Below are 13,927 nucleotides of genomic sequence, written 5' to 3'. Positions count from 1 at the left end.
TTCCTGGGGCGGGCCTTGTCGGCCTCCGCTCCTACGCCGCCCGCCCGTGCCATTCCCCTGTAGGAGCGGGCCCTGCCCGCGATTCGCGCGCAGGGCGCGCTCCTACATGTTCCGGAAGGCGTCGATTGTAGGAGGACTCCGTCCGCGATGGTCAGGGAACCTGCACCCCTTCGGCCAGCAGCATGTCCACCAGGCGGATCAGCGGCAGGCCGACCAGGCTGGTGCCGTCCTCGCCCTCGGTCGCGCGGAACAGGCTGACGCCCAGGCCCTCGGCCTTGAAGCTGCCGGCGCAGTCGAAGGGGCGCTCGGCCTCCAGGTAGCGGCGGATGCGCGCCTCGTCCAGTTCGCGGAAGTGCACGCGGAAGGGGATGCAGTCCACCTGGCAGCGGCCGCTGGCGCTGTCCAGCAGGGCGAGGCCGGTGAGGAAGCTGACGCTGTTGCCACTGGAAGCCTTCAATTGTTCCACGGCCCGTTCCAGGGTGTGCGGCTTGCCGAGGATCGCCTGGCCCTGGACGGCGGCCTGGTCCGAGCCGATGATCAGGTGCTGGGGAAAGCGCGCCGCCAGCACTCGCGCCTTGGCTTCGGCGAGGCGGCGCACCAGCTGTTCGGCGCTTTCGCCGGCCAGAGGGCTTTCATCTATATCCGGGCTTGCGCATTCGAAGGGCAGGCGCAGGCGTTGCAGCAGTTCGCGGCGGTAGGGCGAGCTTGAGGCGAGAATCAGTGGGCGCATCGGAGGTCTCCTGGGCGAAGTCCGCGATTCTAGCGAAAAGGCTGTCCATACAGCGGTTTATGCCTAATTTCCTTTGACAGGGACGGGGGCATCCCTATAATGGCGCGCTTATGTTGAATGGGCCGATACCACCTCACGTCGATCCGCGCAAACTGGTAGAGCGCGAAGCCACCCTCGAGGGTGTGCTGCCGCTCGCCAGCATGCCGCGGGTTTGCGAACAGCTGACCAGCAGCGATGGCAACGTCCGGGCGAAGTTCTTCTTCCACCGCGACGAGCAGAAGCTGGCGGTCATGCATGTCGAAGTCGACGCGCAGGTGAGCATGGTATGCCAACGCTGCCTCGAGCCGGCGACTTTCCAGGTCACCAGCGAGTCCGACTTCGCCATCCTCTGGGAAGGCCAGTCTGCCGAAGGGCTGCCGAAGGGGTACGATGCGCTGGAAGTGGGGGAGGAACCCCTCGACCTGCCGCCTCTGGTCGAGGACGAGCTGTTGCTCGCCTTGCCCATCGTTCCGGCCCATGACCCTGAGGAATGCCAGCATCCGGCGGGATTTGCAGCAGCGCCCGAGCCGAGCGAGAACGTGGAAGAGCGTCCCAACCCGTTCAGCGTACTGGCGCAGTTGAAGCGTGACCCAAACGTTTAGGAGTTAATCAATCATGGCTGTTCAGCAGAACAAAAAATCCCGTTCCGCTCGTGACATGCGTCGTTCCCACGATGCGCTCGATGCGAACGCTCTGTCCGTGGAAAAGAGCACCGGTGAAGTTCACCTGCGTCACCACGTCTCCCCGGACGGCTTCTATCGCGGCCGCAAGGTCGTAGACAAGGGCTCTGACGAGTAATCCTTGTCCGCACCAATCATCGCGATTGATGCAATGGGTGGGGACTTCGGTCCCCACTGCATTGTTCCGGCCAGCATTTCCTTCCTGGCCGAAAACCCCGCCCTGCAACTGGTCCTCGTCGGCCAGGCCCCCCTCCTCGAAGAACTCTGCGCCCGCGTTTCCGCGGTCGACCGCCCGCGCCTGCACATCCAGCACGCCAGCGAAGTCATCGGCATGGACGAACGCCCGTCCCAGGCCCTGCGCAGCAAGCCCGACTCCTCCATGCGCGTCGCCCTGGAACTGGTCCGCGACGGTGCGGCCCACGCCTGCGTCAGCGCCGGCAACACCGGGGCGCTAATGGCCCTGTCGCGCTACCTGCTCAAGACCCTGCCGGGCATCGACCGGCCGGCCATGGTCACCGCCGTGCCGACCCAGGCCGGGCATTGCCACCTGCTGGACCTGGGGGCGAACGTCGATTGCAGCGCCGAGCACCTCTACCAGTTCGCCGTGATGGGCGCGGTGGCGGCCGAGGCGTTGGGCAAGGCCAACCCGAAGGTGGCGCTGCTCAATGTCGGCACCGAGGAAATCAAGGGCAACCAGCAGGTCAAGCTGGCCTCGACCCTGCTGGAGCAGGCCCGCGGCATCAACTACATCGGCTACATAGAGGGCGACGGCCTGTACCGCGGCCTGGCCGACGTGGTGGTGTGCGACGGCTTCGTCGGCAACATCCTGCTCAAGGCCAGCGAGGGGCTGGCGGCCATGGTGGTCAGCCGCCTGGAGCAACTGTTCGCGTCCAGCCTGTCGGCGAAGGCCATTGGCCTGGTGGCCATGCCGCTGCTGCGCCGCCTGCGCAGCGACCTGACGCCGGCCCGGCACAATGGCGCGAGTTTCCTGGGGCTGCAGGGCATCGTGGTGAAGAGCCACGGCAGCGCGGCCGAGGAGGGCATCCAGAGCGCGCTGCGCCGGGCCCTGGCGGAAATCCGCGAGAACCTGCCGCAGCGGCTCCACGGGCGGCTTGAAAGCCTTCTCTAAGTGGCTGAATAGAAAGGAAATAGAGATTTCTGGCGGTAATGGAAGTATGCTTGCGCACCGCGCTCGCAAGGTCGCCCGGCGAGATGTAATCCCCGCCCTGGCGATGTGACCGCGCGGTCGAGGCCGTCATCCAACTGTCAGTTCCATGCGCCAGGCTGCTGCTGGCGTTACCCTTCGACGAAACAGACACAAGGGACCCGTTGCAATGTCCGCATCCCTCGCATTCGTTTTCCCCGGCCAGGGCTCGCAATCCCTCGGCATGCTGGCCGAGCTGGGCGCGCAGCACGCACTGGTGCGTGACACCTTCGCCGAAGCCTCCTCGGCCCTGGGCTACGACCTCTGGGCGCTGGTGCAGGAAGGCCCGGAAGAGCGCCTGAACCAGACCGACAAGACCCAGCCGGCCATCCTCGCCGCCTCCATCGCCCTGTGGCGCCTGTGGCAGGCCGAGGGCGGCGCCGCGCCGGCCTACGTCGCCGGCCACAGCCTCGGTGAGTACTCGGCCCTGGTCGCCGCCGGCAGCCTGGGCTTCGCCGATGCGGTGAAGCTGGTCGAGCGCCGCGGCCAATTGATGCAGGAAGCGGTGCCCGCCGGGACCGGCGGCATGGCCGCGATCCTCGGCCTGGAAGATGCCGACGTGCTGGCCGCCTGCGCCGAAGCCGCCCAGGGTGACGTGGTCAGCGCGGTGAACTTCAACGCCCCCGGCCAGGTGGTGGTCGCCGGTGCCGCCGCCGCGGTCGAGCGCGCCATCGAGGCCTGCAAGGCCCGCGGCGCCAAGCGCGCCGTGGCGCTGCCGGTCAGCGTGCCGTCGCACTGCGCGCTGATGCGCCCGGCCGCCGAGCGCTTCGCCGAGGCGGTGGAAGCCATCGCCTGGCAGGCCCCGGGCATCGCCCTGGTGCAGAACGTCAGCGCCCAGGTGCCGGCGGACCTCGCCACCCTCAAGCGCGACCTGCTGGCGCAGCTGTACAGCCCGGTGCGCTGGGTCGAGACCGTGCAACTGCTCGCCGCCAAGGGCGTCACCGATCTGGTAGAGTGCGGCCCTGGCAAGGTCCTGGCCGGCCTGAACAAGCGTTGCGCCAAGGGCGTGAACACCCACAATCTGGATTCGGCGGACGCCTTCGCGGCGGCTCGTGCGGCTCTGGCTTGAACAGGAGATAAGAGCATGAGTCTGCAAGGTAAGGTTGCCCTGGTCACCGGCGCGAGCCGTGGCATCGGCCAGGCCATCGCCCTGGAGCTGGGTCGCCTGGGCGCCATCGTCATCGGCACCGCCACCAGCGCTTCTGGCGCCGAGAAGATCGCCGAGTACCTCAAGGCCAATGGCATCGAAGGCGCCGGCCTGGTCCTGGACGTTTCCAGCGACGAATCCGTCGCCTCCACCCTCGAGCACATCCAGCAGCACCTCGGCCAGCCGCTGGTCGTGGTCAACAACGCCGGCATCACCCGCGACAACCTGCTGATGCGGATGAAGGACGACGAGTGGTTCGACGTGGTCAACACCAACCTCAACAGCCTCTACCGTCTGTCGAAAGCCGTGCTGCGCGGCATGACCAAGGCGCGCTGGGGTCGCATCATCAACATCGGTTCGGTGGTCGGCGCCATGGGCAATGCCGGGCAGACCAACTACGCCGCGGCGAAGGCCGGTCTAGAGGGCTTCACCCGCGCCCTGGCGCGCGAAGTGGGCTCCCGTGCCATCACCGTCAACGCGGTGGCCCCGGGCTTCATCGACACCGACATGACCCGTGAACTGCCCGAAGCCCAGCGCGAAGCGCTGCTCGGCCAGATTCCGCTGGGGCGTCTCGGCCAAGCCGAAGAGATCGCCAAGGTGGTAGGATTCCTCGCCTCCGATGGTGCCGCCTATGTGACCGGCGCCACGGTACCGGTGAATGGCGGAATGTACATGAGCTGATTGTGACCTTACTCTTCGCGGATGTGTCATATGCGCTGTCTAAAATCCGTTATATAGATGCAACTGGGTTATAGACAGAACATCGTGGTGGTCGCGAAGGGGTGTCGGCGTTCAGCTTGAAAAGCAGAAAACCCTTTCTATACACTTACCCGCAGCCCAGCTGTACGGATTGTCCATAGGAGTGAAAACAAGGTATGAGCACCATCGAAGAACGCGTCAAGAAGATCGTTGCTGAGCAACTCGGCGTTAAGGAAGAAGAAGTCACCAACAGCGCTTCCTTCGTCGAAGACTTGGGCGCGGACTCCCTTGACACCGTTGAGCTGGTGATGGCTCTGGAAGAGGAATTCGAGACCGAAATCCCCGACGAGCAAGCCGAAAAGATCACCACCGTCCAGGAAGCCATCGACTACATCGTTGCCCACCAGCAATAAGTAGCCGTTTCCGACGGAAGAAGCCGCACGGCCTGCAAAGGCGTGCGGCTTTTCTTTAGCGTAGCGCTGGACAGCCCTGGTCGCGGTCCGGCGCCTATGCCGTGTATTCGCAAAATGAGGAAGTCGTAGTGTCGCGCAGACGCGTCGTCATCACTGGCATGGGTATGCTCTCGCCCCTGGGCGTGGACGTGCCGAGTTCCTGGCAGGGTATCCTGGCCGGCCGCAGCGGTATCGCCCCGATCGAGCACATGGACCTTTCCGCCTTCTCCACCCGCTTCGGCGGTTCGGTGAGGGGGTTCGACGTCGAGCAGTACATGTCCGCCAAGGAAGCCCGCAAACTCGACCTGTTCATCCAGTACGGCCTGGCCGCCAGTTACCAGGCGGTGCGCGATTCCGGTCTGGAAGTCACCGACGCCAACCGCGAGCGCATCGGCGTCGCCATCGGTTCCGGCATCGGCGGCCTGACCAACATCGAGAATACCTGCCGTTCCATGTTCGAGCAGGGGCCGCGGCGCATTTCGCCGTTCTTCGTGCCCGGCTCGGTCATCAATATGGTTTCCGGGTTCCTGTCGATCAACCTCGGTCTGCAGGGCCCCAACTACGCCATCACCACCGCCTGCACCACCGGCACCCACAACATCGGCATGGCCGCGCGCAACATCGCCTACGGCGAGGCTGACGTGATGGTCGCCGGCGGTTCCGAAATGGCCACCTGCGGCCTGGGTATCGGCGGCTTCGGCGCGGCCCGCGCGCTGTCCACCCGCAACGACGAGCCGGCCCGCGCCAGCCGCCCGTGGGACAGGGACCGCGACGGCTTCGTGCTCTCCGACGGCGCCGGCGCCGTGGTGCTGGAAGAGCTGGAGCACGCCAAGGCCCGTGGCGCGCGGATCTACGCCGAGCTGGTCGGCTTCGGCATGAGCGGCGACGCCTTCCACATGACCGCGCCGCCGGAAGATGGCGCGGGCGCCGCCCGTTGCATGAAGAACGCCCTGCGCGACGCCGGCCTGAACCCGGAGCAGGTCGACTACATCAACGCCCACGGCACCTCCACCCCGGCCGGCGACATCGCCGAGATCGCCGCGGTGAAGTCGATCTTCGGCGAGCACGCCTACAAGCTGTCGATGAGCTCGACCAAGTCCATGACCGGCCACCTGCTCGGTGCCGCCGGCGCCGTGGAAGCCATCTTCTGCGTCCTGGCGCTGCGCGACCAGGTGGCGCCGCCGACCATCAACCTGGAGAACCCGGACGAAGGCTGCGACCTCGACCTGGTGGCGAACCAGCTCAAGGAGCGCAGCATCGAGGTGGCGGTGTCCAACTCCTTCGGCTTCGGCGGCACCAACGGTTCCCTGGTGTTCCGCCGGTTCAACGGCTGATGCCCGCCTGGGTCGACGGCCGGCCCGCCGAGGCCCTGTCCGTGCGCGATCGCGGGCTGGCCTACGGCGATGGCCTGTTCGAGACCATCGCCGTGCGTGCCGGCCGGCCGCGCCTGCTGGCGCGGCACCTGGCGCGCCTGGAGGAGGGTACGCGGCGTCTGCGCCTGCCGGCGCCGCTGGACCAGGTGGAGCAGGAGCTGCTGACCTTCGCCGCGCAACTGGGCGAAGGCGTGGCCAAGCTGATGCTGACCCGCGGCGAAGGCCTGCGCGGTTATGCCGCGCCGGCCGACGCCCAGGTGCGGCGCATCCTGATCGGCTCGCCGGCGCCGGCCTATCCGGCGGCCAATTTCGACGAGGGCATCGCCCTTTTCCCCTGCGCCACCCGCCTGGCCGAGCAGCCGCTGCTGGCCGGCCTCAAGCACCTCAACCGCCTGGAGCAGGTCCTGGCCCGCAGCGAATGGAGCGATCCGGCCTTTGCCGAGGGGCTGATGCGCGACCAGGGCGGAAGGGTGGTCGAGGGCGTCTTCAGCAACCTGTTCCTGGTCCGCGGCGGTGAACTGCTCACCCCGGCGCTGAGCCGTTGCGGAGTCGCCGGGGTGATGCGCGCCGAGATGCTGGAGTGGGCGGCGGGGCAGGGCATTGCGACCGTGATTCGGGATGTTGCCTACGACGAACTGTTGCACGCCGATGAGGTCTTCCTTTGCAACAGCCTCTACGGTATCTGGCCGGTGCGTCGACTCGAAGCCCATGCCTGGCCGGTCGGGGCGATCACCCGTAAACTGCAAGCCCACTTCCGCGAACGCCTGGATTCCTGACCTGTGATGCGCAAATTGCTGGTGCTGCTGGAAAGCGGCCTGCTGCTGGCCGGGCTGTTGCTCGGCCTGGCCGGCTGGGAGCAGCGCCGGGCCCTGCAGCAGCCGCTGCAGCTCACCGAAGAACGCCTGCTGGATGTCCCTTCCGGCGCCACGCCGGGGGCGCTGCTGAGCCGCCTGCAGGACGAGGAAGTGCTGCACGGCGCGTTCTGGCTGCGCCTGTACTGGCGCTTCAACCTGGCCGGGCAGGCCCTGCACAGCGGCGAATACCGGCTCAAGCCGGGGATGCGCGGCGACGACCTGCTGGAACTGTGGCGCGAAGGCGACGTGGTGCAGTACAGCCTGACCCTGGTCGAGGGCTGGACCTTCCACCAGTTCCGCGAACTGCTGGCGCGCCAGCCCAAGCTGGAGGCCACCCTGGCCGGCCTCGGCGACGAAGAGGTGATGAAGCGCCTGGGCAAGGCCGGCGTCGTGCCCGAGGGGCACTTCTTCCCGGACACCTACCGCTACGTCCGCGGCATGCGCGACATCGACCTGCTCAAGCTGGCCTACCAGCGCATGGAGCGCATCCTCGACCAGGAATGGCAGGCCCGCAGCGGCGACCTGCCCTACAAGGACCCGTACCAGGCGCTGATCATGGCCTCGCTGATCGAGAAGGAAACCGGCGTGCCCCAGGAGCGCCAGCAGATCGCCGGGGTCTTCGTGCGCCGCCTGCAGAAGAACATGCTGCTGCAGACCGACCCGACCGTGATCTACGGCATGGGCGAGCGCTACAACGGCAAGATCAGCCGCGCCGACCTGCGCGAGCCCACCCCCTACAACACCTACCTGATCGCCGGCCTGCCGCCGACGCCGATCGCCATGCCCGGGCGCGAGGCGATCCACGCCGCGCTCAACCCGGCCGATGGCCAGAGCCTGTATTTCGTCGCCCGTGGCGATGGCAGCCACGTGTTTTCCGACAACCTCGACGACCACAACAAGGCGGTGCAGGAGTACCAGCTGAAGCGGCGCGCGGACTACCGGTCCAGCCCCGCCCCGGCTCCCGCGCCGGCGCCGGAAGCGAGCCCCGAGGCGCCGCCGGCGCAGCAGTAGCACAGACAGAAGGAGAGCCGAGTGAGCGGCCTGTTCGTCACCCTGGAAGGCCCCGAAGGCGCGGGCAAGACCACCAACCGTGAGTACCTGGCCGAGCGCCTGCGCGAACGCGGCGTGGAAGTGCAGCTGACCCGCGAGCCCGGCGGCACGCCGCTGGCCGAGCGCATCCGCGACTTGCTGCTGGCCCCCAGTGACGAGCCGATGGCGGTGGATACCGAGCTGCTGCTGATGTTCGCCGCCCGCGCCCAGCACATCGCCCAGGTCATCCGCCCGGCCCTGGCCCGCGGCGCGGTGGTGCTCTGCGACCGCTTCACCGACGCGACCTACGCCTACCAGGGCGGCGGCCGCGGCTTGCCGGAGGCGCGCATTGCCGAACTGGAACGCTTCGTCCAGGGCGACCTGCGCCCGGACCTGACCCTGGTCTTCGACCTGCCGGTGGAAATCGGCCTGGCCCGCGCCGCCGCCCGCGGCCGCCTGGACCGCTTCGAGCAGGAAGGCCGCGACTTCTTCGAGGCGGTGCGCCAGACATACCTGCGCCGCGCCGCCGCCGAGCCGCAGCGCTACCAGGTGCTCGACGCCGCGCAGCCGCTGGAGCGCGTGCAGGCCGATATCGCGAGCCTGCTGCCGAACCTGCTGGAGCGCCTGCATGGCTGAAATCTACCCCTGGCAGGCCACGCTCTGGCAGCAACTCAGCGGCCGCCCGCGGCATGCCCACGCCTACCTGCTGCACGGCCCGGCCGGCATCGGCAAGCGCGCCCTGGCCGACAACCTGGTGGCCCTGCTGCTCTGCCAGCACCCGGCCAACGGTCGCGCCTGCGGCCAGTGCAAGGGCTGCCAATTGCTCGCCGCCGGCACCCATCCGGACTTCTTCCTGCTCGAGCCCGAGGAGCCGGAGAAGCCGATCCGCGTCGACCAGGTCCGCGAGCTGGTGGCCTTCGTGGTGCAGACCGCGCAACTGGGCGGGCGCAAGGTGGTGCTGCTGGAGCCGGCCGAGGCGATGAACCTCAACTCCGCCAATGCCCTGCTCAAGAGCCTGGAGGAGCCCTCCGGCGACACCGTGCTGATCCTCATCAGCCACCAGCCCAGCCGCCTGCTGCCGACCATCAAGAGCCGCTGCGTGCAGCAGGCCTGCCCGCTGCCGAGCGCCGGGCAGAGCCGCGCCTTCCTCGCCGCCGCACTGCCGGACGAGACGCCGGAGGCCATCGACGAGCTGCTGGTGCTGGCCGGCGGTTCGCCGCTGACCGCGCTGCGCCTGCACGGCCAGGGCGTGCGCGAGCAGCGCGCGCTGGTGGTGGAGGGGGTGAAGAAGCTGCTCAAGCAGCAGATCGCCCCCGGCCAGTTGGCCGAGAGCTGGAACGCCGTGCCGCTGCCGCTGCTGTTCGACTGGTTCTGCGACTGGGCGCTGGGCATCCTGCGCTACCAGCTGACCCGCGACGAGGCGGGCCTGGGCCTGGCGGACATGCGCAAGGTGCTGCAGTACCTGGCGGAGAAATCCACCCAGCCCAAGGTCATGGCGATCCAGGACTGGCTGCTGGAGCACCGGCAGAAAGTCCTGAACAAGGCCAACCTCAACCGTGCCCTGCTTCTCGAAGCCTTGCTGGCGCAGTGGGCAAGCCTGCCGGGAGCGGGCTAGAATCGGGCCAATCGGATCATCGCTAGGACAGCCGCATGAGCTTGCCACCGAACCTGGGACCGCGTAACGGTATCCTGTCCCTGACCATCAAGGACAAGTCCGTACTCTATGCCGCCTACATGCCGTTCATTCGCAACGGCGGGCTGTTCATCCCGACCAACAAGACCTACAAGCTGGGCGACGAGGTCTTCATGCTGCTCAACCTGATGGACGAGCCGGAGAAGATCCCGGTGGCCGGCAAGGTGGTCTGGATCACCCCCAAGGGCGCCCAGGGCAACCGCGCCGCGGGTATCGGCGTGCAGTTCAACGACGGCGACAACACCGCGCGCAACAAGATCGAGACCTACCTGGCCGGGGCGCTGAAGTCCGACAGGCCGACCCACACCATGTAATCCGCGGCAGACGTACCGTCGAACGCAGGAGGCGCCCGAAGGGGCGCTTCGTCATTTCCGGAGTAGCCTTTCCATGCTCGTCGATTCCCATTGCCACCTCGACCGCCTCGACCTGGCCGCCCACGGCGGCTCGCTCGACGCCGCCCTGGACGCCGCACGCGCCCGGGGTGTCGGGCAGTTCCTGTGCATCGGCGTCAGCGCCGACAACGCCCGGGCGGTCAAGGACCTGGCCGAGCGCTACGCCGACGTGCACTGCTCGGTGGGCGTCCACCCGCTGGACCTGGAACCCGGCGCCGCCCCGGCCCTGGACTGGCTGCTGGCCGAACTGAACCACCCGCGGGTGGTGGCCATCGGCGAGACCGGCCTGGACTACCACTACGAACCCGAGGCCGCCGAACTGCAGCAGGAAGCCTTCCGCCTGCACCTGGAGGCGGCGAAGCTCACCGGCAAGCCGGTCATCGTCCACACCCGCGAGGCCCGCGCCGACACCCTGGCGCTGCTGCGCGAGGCGGCGCTGCCCCAGGCCGGCGTGCTGCACTGCTTCACCGAAAACTGGGAAATGGCCAGGGCGGCCCTGGACATCGGCTTCTACATCTCGCTGTCGGGCATAGTCACCTTCCGCAACGCCGAGGCACTGCGCGAAGTGGCCCGCCAGGTGCCGGCCGACCGCCTGCTGGTGGAAACCGACTCGCCGTACCTCGCGCCGGTGCCGCACCGCGGCAAGCCGAACCTGCCGGAGTACGTGCGCGAGGTCGCCGAGTACCTGGCGGTGCTGCGCGGGGTGAGCTTAGAGACCCTGGCGGAGCAGACCACCGCCAATTTCAAGCGGCTGTTCCCGCTGGCGGCGTGATGCCTGTTTGATGGTTCGCGGATGGAGTCCGCTCCTACGACTGTGCTTCCCTGGCACCTTCGTTTGCGATTCGCGCCCATCGTAGGGCGAATAACCGTTCGCGGTTATCCGCCGTTGGCCATGCCACCGGGGCGTCCGGCGTGGGCGGTGAGTCCAATCGCGGACGGAGTCCGCTCCTACGACCGTGCCTCCTGGAACCGTAGGAGCGGACCTTGTCCGCGATTTGGCGGATAACGCCGTAGGCGTTATGCGCCCTACGAACTATCGCGAACGTGGGGAGCCAGGGTTCGCGAGCAAGCTCGCTCCTACGAAGAGCTGTGCCGCTCTTGATTTTGGATTTCCAGAGAAACATCCAAGCGCACCGGAACGCCCCTTCAGAAGGCCGAGCGAAACCGGCGCTCAGGAGGTCATGCGACATGGATGTCGCGAGAGCCCCGATGGGCTACAGGGACGTACCCTCGGGGCGGGCCTCCGTGGCGGGGGAATTCGTGAGGGTAGCCCGGCTTTATCGGGCCCGTATGGCGGGGCAAGCCTTTTTGGTTCCTTTTGTGGCGTTTGACAAAAGGGACTCGCCCGAGGGGGCGAAACAAGAGACATCAACGCACTCGGAGCGGCGCGCTACACCCAAGCCCGACGTCTTTTCAATGACGAGGGATGGAGATCGGAGCACAGGCCCAAGGTTCGCGAGCAAGCTCGCTCCTACAGGGCCTTCAGGCCGGCACTCTTTCACGCGCATAAAAAAAACCCGGGTTCTGGGGGATGAATCCGGGTCAAGACCATTAGGAGTGTAACAATAAGGTACGCGATCCTCGGTACCTTCACTGGCGGGGCACTTGGGGGAGATGCCGCACACCAGTAACTTCAAGTATTGGCCAAGTTCGCGGAGCTTCCACATCCGCCCGGCGGTTTTTTAAACGGATTTGGAATACTGCACAGCCCATGGCCCGCCATTTGCCGCTTGCCCGCGGGGCCAGGCCCCCTGGCTCGCGGGTTGCGGCTTATTCCCGGGCCAGGGCGGCGATGATGGCCAGTGTGTCCTCTATCACGTTTTCCGGCGTGTAGAAGTGCGGAGAGAAGCGCACCCCGGCGCCGCGCTGGATGCACACCACCTGCTCGGCCTTGAGCCGCTCGTGCAGGCGGGCGTTGTCCCAGCCGTCCAGGCTGAAGGTCAGGATGCCGGCCCGGCGTTCGGGTTGCAGCGGGCTGTGCAGGCGCGCCCCGGGGATGCGTTGCAGGCCATCCTGCAAGGCCTGTACCCGTTCGGCCAGGGCTGTGCCGACCGCCGGCATGCCGACTTCTTCCAGCAGCCCCAGGCTGGCGTCCAGCGCCACGGCGCCGAGCATGTTCGGGCTGCCGCACTCGAAGCGCCGTGCGCTGCGCGCCGGCTGCCAGTCGGCCTGGTTGTAGTTGCCGGCGTTCTCCAGCATGTGCCAGCCGTATTCCTGCAGGGACAGCAGGTCGCGCTCGGCGGCGCGGCAGTAGAACACGCCCAGGCCCTCGGGGCCGAGCATCCACTTGTGGCCGTCGGCCATGGCGAAGGCGCAGTCGTAGGCCTGGGCGTCGAAGGGCAGGGCGCCGAGCTGCTGGATGGCGTCGATGCAGAACAGCACCCCGCGCTGGCGGCAGCCGGCGCCCAGGCGTTCCAGGTCCATGCGCAGGCCGCTGGCGTACTGCACGGCGCTGATCGACAACAGGCGGGTGCGCGGCCCGCAGGCGGCCAGCAGGTCGGCTTCCGGGTCGGCGCCGGCCAGGCTCACCTGGATGACTTCCACCCCGCGGGGCTTCAGGGCTTCCCAGACGACACGGTTGGAGGGGAATTCCTGGTCGCTGATCACCACCTGGTCGCCGGCGCGCCAGTCGAGTCCGAAAGCCACGAAGGAAAGGGCTTCGGACGTATTCTTCACCAGGGCGACGTCGCCCGTGGTGGCGGCGCCGACCAGGTGCGCAAGGCGCTGGCGCAGGCGGTTCTCCACCTGCAGCCACTGCGGATAGTCGCGCGCGCCCAGGCGGATGTTCTCGCTGGCGAAGGCGGCGACGGCATCGGCGCTACGCCTGGGCCAGGGCGCCACGGCCGCATGGTTCAGGTAACGTAGGCCGGGTTCCTGGGGAAACTCGAAAGAAAGCGGATTCATGGCGGATGTTCCGTGCATTTTGGCGCTGAATAGGCATAATACGCGGCTCCGGATTTTGACTATTTTTGACCGAACAGTCTTTTTATGCAGAAAGAGCCACGCAAGGTTCGCGAATTCCGTCGTCGCGAACAGGAGATCCTCGACACCGCCCTCAAGCTGTTCCTGGAGCAGGGCGAGGACAGTGTCACGGTCGAGATGATCGCCGATGCCGTGGGTATCGGCAAAGGCACCATCTACAAGCACTTCAAGTCGAAGGCGGAAATCTACCTGCGCCTGATGCTCGACTACGAGCGCGACCTGGCGGCGCTGTTCCATTCGGAGGACGTCGCCCGCGACAAGGAACGCCTGTCGCGCGCCTACTTCGAGTTCCGCATGCGCGACCCGCAGCGCTACCGCCTGTTCGACCGCCTGGAAGAGAAGGTCGTGAAGAACAGCCAGGTGCCGGAGATGGTCGAGGAACTGCACAAGATCCGCGAATCCAACTTCGAGCGCCTCAGCCAGCTGATCAAGGAGCGCATCGCCGCCGGCAAGCTGGAAGACGTGCCCGCGTACTTCCACTACTGCGCGGCCTGGGCCCTGGTGCACGGCGCCGTGGCGCTGTACCACTCGCCGTTCTGGCGCGAGGTGCTGGAGGACCAGGAGGGCTTCTTCCAGTTCCTCATGGACATCGGCGTGCGCATGGGCAACAAGCGCAAGCGCGACGGCGACACCCCCGCCGCCTGAGCCAATGC

General features: G+C 67.2%; 16 protein-coding genes. 14 read left to right on the top strand and 2 right to left on the bottom strand.

The features are described 5' to 3' along the window. Positions 1–151 precede the first annotated feature (151 nt). Positions 152–730: a nucleoside triphosphate pyrophosphatase gene (locus tag PKO50_RS21410; RefSeq protein WP_109934040.1), complete on the bottom strand. Its 579-nt coding sequence runs from the start codon at positions 728–730 to the stop codon at positions 152–154. 110 nt (positions 731–840) lie between these two features. On the opposite strand from PKO50_RS21410, the gene PKO50_RS21405 reads away from it, so the two are divergent. From PKO50_RS21405 to PKO50_RS21345, 13 genes are all read left to right on the top strand, one after another. Further along, positions 841–1,371 carry a YceD family protein gene (locus PKO50_RS21405; protein WP_009621422.1) on the top strand — a complete coding sequence of 177 codons (531 nt, stop codon included), beginning with the start codon at positions 841–843 and terminating at the stop codon, positions 1,369–1,371. 13 nt (positions 1,372–1,384) lie between these two features. Next, positions 1,385–1,567 (top strand): 50S ribosomal protein L32, encoded by a 183-nt coding sequence (gene rpmF, locus PKO50_RS21400; protein WP_009621425.1) that lies wholly within the window; start codon positions 1,385–1,387, stop codon positions 1,565–1,567. Positions 1,568–1,570: 3 nt separating this feature from the next. Further along, positions 1,571–2,578: a phosphate acyltransferase PlsX gene (gene plsX / locus PKO50_RS21395; RefSeq protein ID WP_109934041.1), complete on the top strand. Its 1,008-nt coding sequence runs from the start codon at positions 1,571–1,573 to the stop codon at positions 2,576–2,578. A gap of 205 nt (positions 2,579–2,783) precedes the next feature. Further along, a complete protein-coding gene (gene fabD / locus PKO50_RS21390; protein WP_275627176.1) occupies positions 2,784–3,722 on the top strand; it encodes an ACP S-malonyltransferase in 939 nt (312 codons plus the stop codon). 15 nt (positions 3,723–3,737) lie between these two features. Further along, positions 3,738–4,481 carry a 3-oxoacyl-ACP reductase FabG gene (fabG, locus tag PKO50_RS21385; RefSeq protein ID WP_109934043.1) on the top strand — a complete coding sequence of 248 codons (744 nt, stop codon included), beginning with the start codon at positions 3,738–3,740 and terminating at the stop codon, positions 4,479–4,481. A gap of 194 nt (positions 4,482–4,675) precedes the next feature. After that, a complete protein-coding gene (gene acpP, locus PKO50_RS21380; RefSeq protein WP_007160597.1) occupies positions 4,676–4,912 on the top strand; it encodes an acyl carrier protein in 237 nt (78 codons plus the stop codon). A 128-nt stretch (positions 4,913–5,040) separates the two neighbouring features. Then, positions 5,041–6,285, top strand: a complete 1,245-nt coding sequence (gene fabF, locus PKO50_RS21375) for a beta-ketoacyl-ACP synthase II (protein ID WP_275627175.1) — start codon at positions 5,041–5,043, stop codon at positions 6,283–6,285. Beyond that, the gene (gene pabC / locus PKO50_RS21370; protein ID WP_275627174.1) at positions 6,285–7,100 is read left to right on the top strand and encodes an aminodeoxychorismate lyase; all 816 of its coding nucleotides are present in this window, start codon (positions 6,285–6,287) and stop codon (positions 7,098–7,100) included. The genes fabF and pabC overlap by 1 nt, the downstream gene beginning before the upstream one ends. Positions 7,101–7,106: 6 nt before the next feature. Continuing rightward, a complete protein-coding gene (mltG, locus tag PKO50_RS21365; protein ID WP_109934046.1) occupies positions 7,107–8,189 on the top strand; it encodes an endolytic transglycosylase MltG in 1,083 nt (360 codons plus the stop codon). 21 nt (positions 8,190–8,210) lie between these two features. Next, positions 8,211–8,843, top strand: coding sequence for a dTMP kinase (gene tmk, locus PKO50_RS21360; RefSeq protein ID WP_109934047.1), 633 nt, complete (start codon positions 8,211–8,213; stop codon positions 8,841–8,843). Next, positions 8,836–9,822 carry a DNA polymerase III subunit delta' gene (locus tag PKO50_RS21355; protein ID WP_109934048.1) on the top strand — a complete coding sequence of 329 codons (987 nt, stop codon included), beginning with the start codon at positions 8,836–8,838 and terminating at the stop codon, positions 9,820–9,822. Before tmk ends, PKO50_RS21355 begins: the two co-directional genes overlap by 8 nt. Before the next feature lie 35 nt (positions 9,823–9,857). Beyond that, positions 9,858–10,214 carry a PilZ domain-containing protein gene (locus PKO50_RS21350; protein WP_009621447.1) on the top strand — a complete coding sequence of 119 codons (357 nt, stop codon included), beginning with the start codon at positions 9,858–9,860 and terminating at the stop codon, positions 10,212–10,214. Between the two features lie 73 nt (positions 10,215–10,287). Continuing rightward, the gene (locus PKO50_RS21345; protein WP_275627173.1) at positions 10,288–11,064 is read left to right on the top strand and encodes a TatD family hydrolase; all 777 of its coding nucleotides are present in this window, start codon (positions 10,288–10,290) and stop codon (positions 11,062–11,064) included. Positions 11,065–12,062: 998 nt separating this feature from the next. Here PKO50_RS21345 and PKO50_RS21340 read toward each other — a convergent pair. Continuing rightward, positions 12,063–13,196: an aminotransferase class V-fold PLP-dependent enzyme gene (locus tag PKO50_RS21340; protein ID WP_109935552.1), complete on the bottom strand. Its 1,134-nt coding sequence runs from the start codon at positions 13,194–13,196 to the stop codon at positions 12,063–12,065. 84 nt (positions 13,197–13,280) lie between these two features. On the opposite strand from PKO50_RS21340, the gene PKO50_RS21335 reads away from it, so the two are divergent. Next, complete coding sequence (locus tag PKO50_RS21335; RefSeq protein ID WP_009621451.1) at positions 13,281–13,919, top strand: TetR/AcrR family transcriptional regulator; 639 nt, start codon at positions 13,281–13,283, stop codon at positions 13,917–13,919. The last annotated feature ends 8 nt before the right edge of the window (positions 13,920–13,927 follow it).

It is taken from the genome of Pseudomonas sp. 273 (assembly GCF_029201425.1).
Taxonomy (GTDB): domain Bacteria; phylum Pseudomonadota; class Gammaproteobacteria; order Pseudomonadales; family Pseudomonadaceae; genus Pseudomonas; species Pseudomonas delhiensis.
This window is presented reverse-complemented; position numbering and strand designations above follow the sequence as displayed.

Bases quoted from the DNA above. Each gene is read 5' to 3' on its own strand.
- pabC (WP_275627174.1), top strand. From the start codon at position 6,285: ATGCCCGCCTGGGTCGACGGCCGGCCCGCCGAGGCCCTGTCCGTGCGC.
- PKO50_RS21340 (WP_109935552.1), bottom strand. From the start codon at position 13,196: ATGAATCCGCTTTCTTTCGAGTTTCCCCAGGAACCCGGCCTACGTTAC.
- PKO50_RS21335 (WP_009621451.1), top strand. From the start codon at position 13,281: ATGCAGAAAGAGCCACGCAAGGTTCGCGAATTCCGTCGTCGCGAACAG.
- PKO50_RS21350 (WP_009621447.1), top strand. From the start codon at position 9,858: ATGAGCTTGCCACCGAACCTGGGACCGCGTAACGGTATCCTGTCCCTG.
- PKO50_RS21345 (WP_275627173.1), top strand. From the start codon at position 10,288: ATGCTCGTCGATTCCCATTGCCACCTCGACCGCCTCGACCTGGCCGCC.
- mltG (WP_109934046.1), top strand. From the start codon at position 7,107: ATGCGCAAATTGCTGGTGCTGCTGGAAAGCGGCCTGCTGCTGGCCGGG.
- acpP (WP_007160597.1), top strand. From the start codon at position 4,676: ATGAGCACCATCGAAGAACGCGTCAAGAAGATCGTTGCTGAGCAACTC.
- PKO50_RS21405 (WP_009621422.1), top strand. From the start codon at position 841: ATGTTGAATGGGCCGATACCACCTCACGTCGATCCGCGCAAACTGGTA.
- rpmF (WP_009621425.1), top strand. From the start codon at position 1,385: ATGGCTGTTCAGCAGAACAAAAAATCCCGTTCCGCTCGTGACATGCGT.
- fabD (WP_275627176.1), top strand. From the start codon at position 2,784: ATGTCCGCATCCCTCGCATTCGTTTTCCCCGGCCAGGGCTCGCAATCC.
- fabG (WP_109934043.1), top strand. From the start codon at position 3,738: ATGAGTCTGCAAGGTAAGGTTGCCCTGGTCACCGGCGCGAGCCGTGGC.
- PKO50_RS21355 (WP_109934048.1), top strand. From the start codon at position 8,836: ATGGCTGAAATCTACCCCTGGCAGGCCACGCTCTGGCAGCAACTCAGC.
- PKO50_RS21410 (WP_109934040.1), bottom strand. From the start codon at position 730: ATGCGCCCACTGATTCTCGCCTCAAGCTCGCCCTACCGCCGCGAACTG.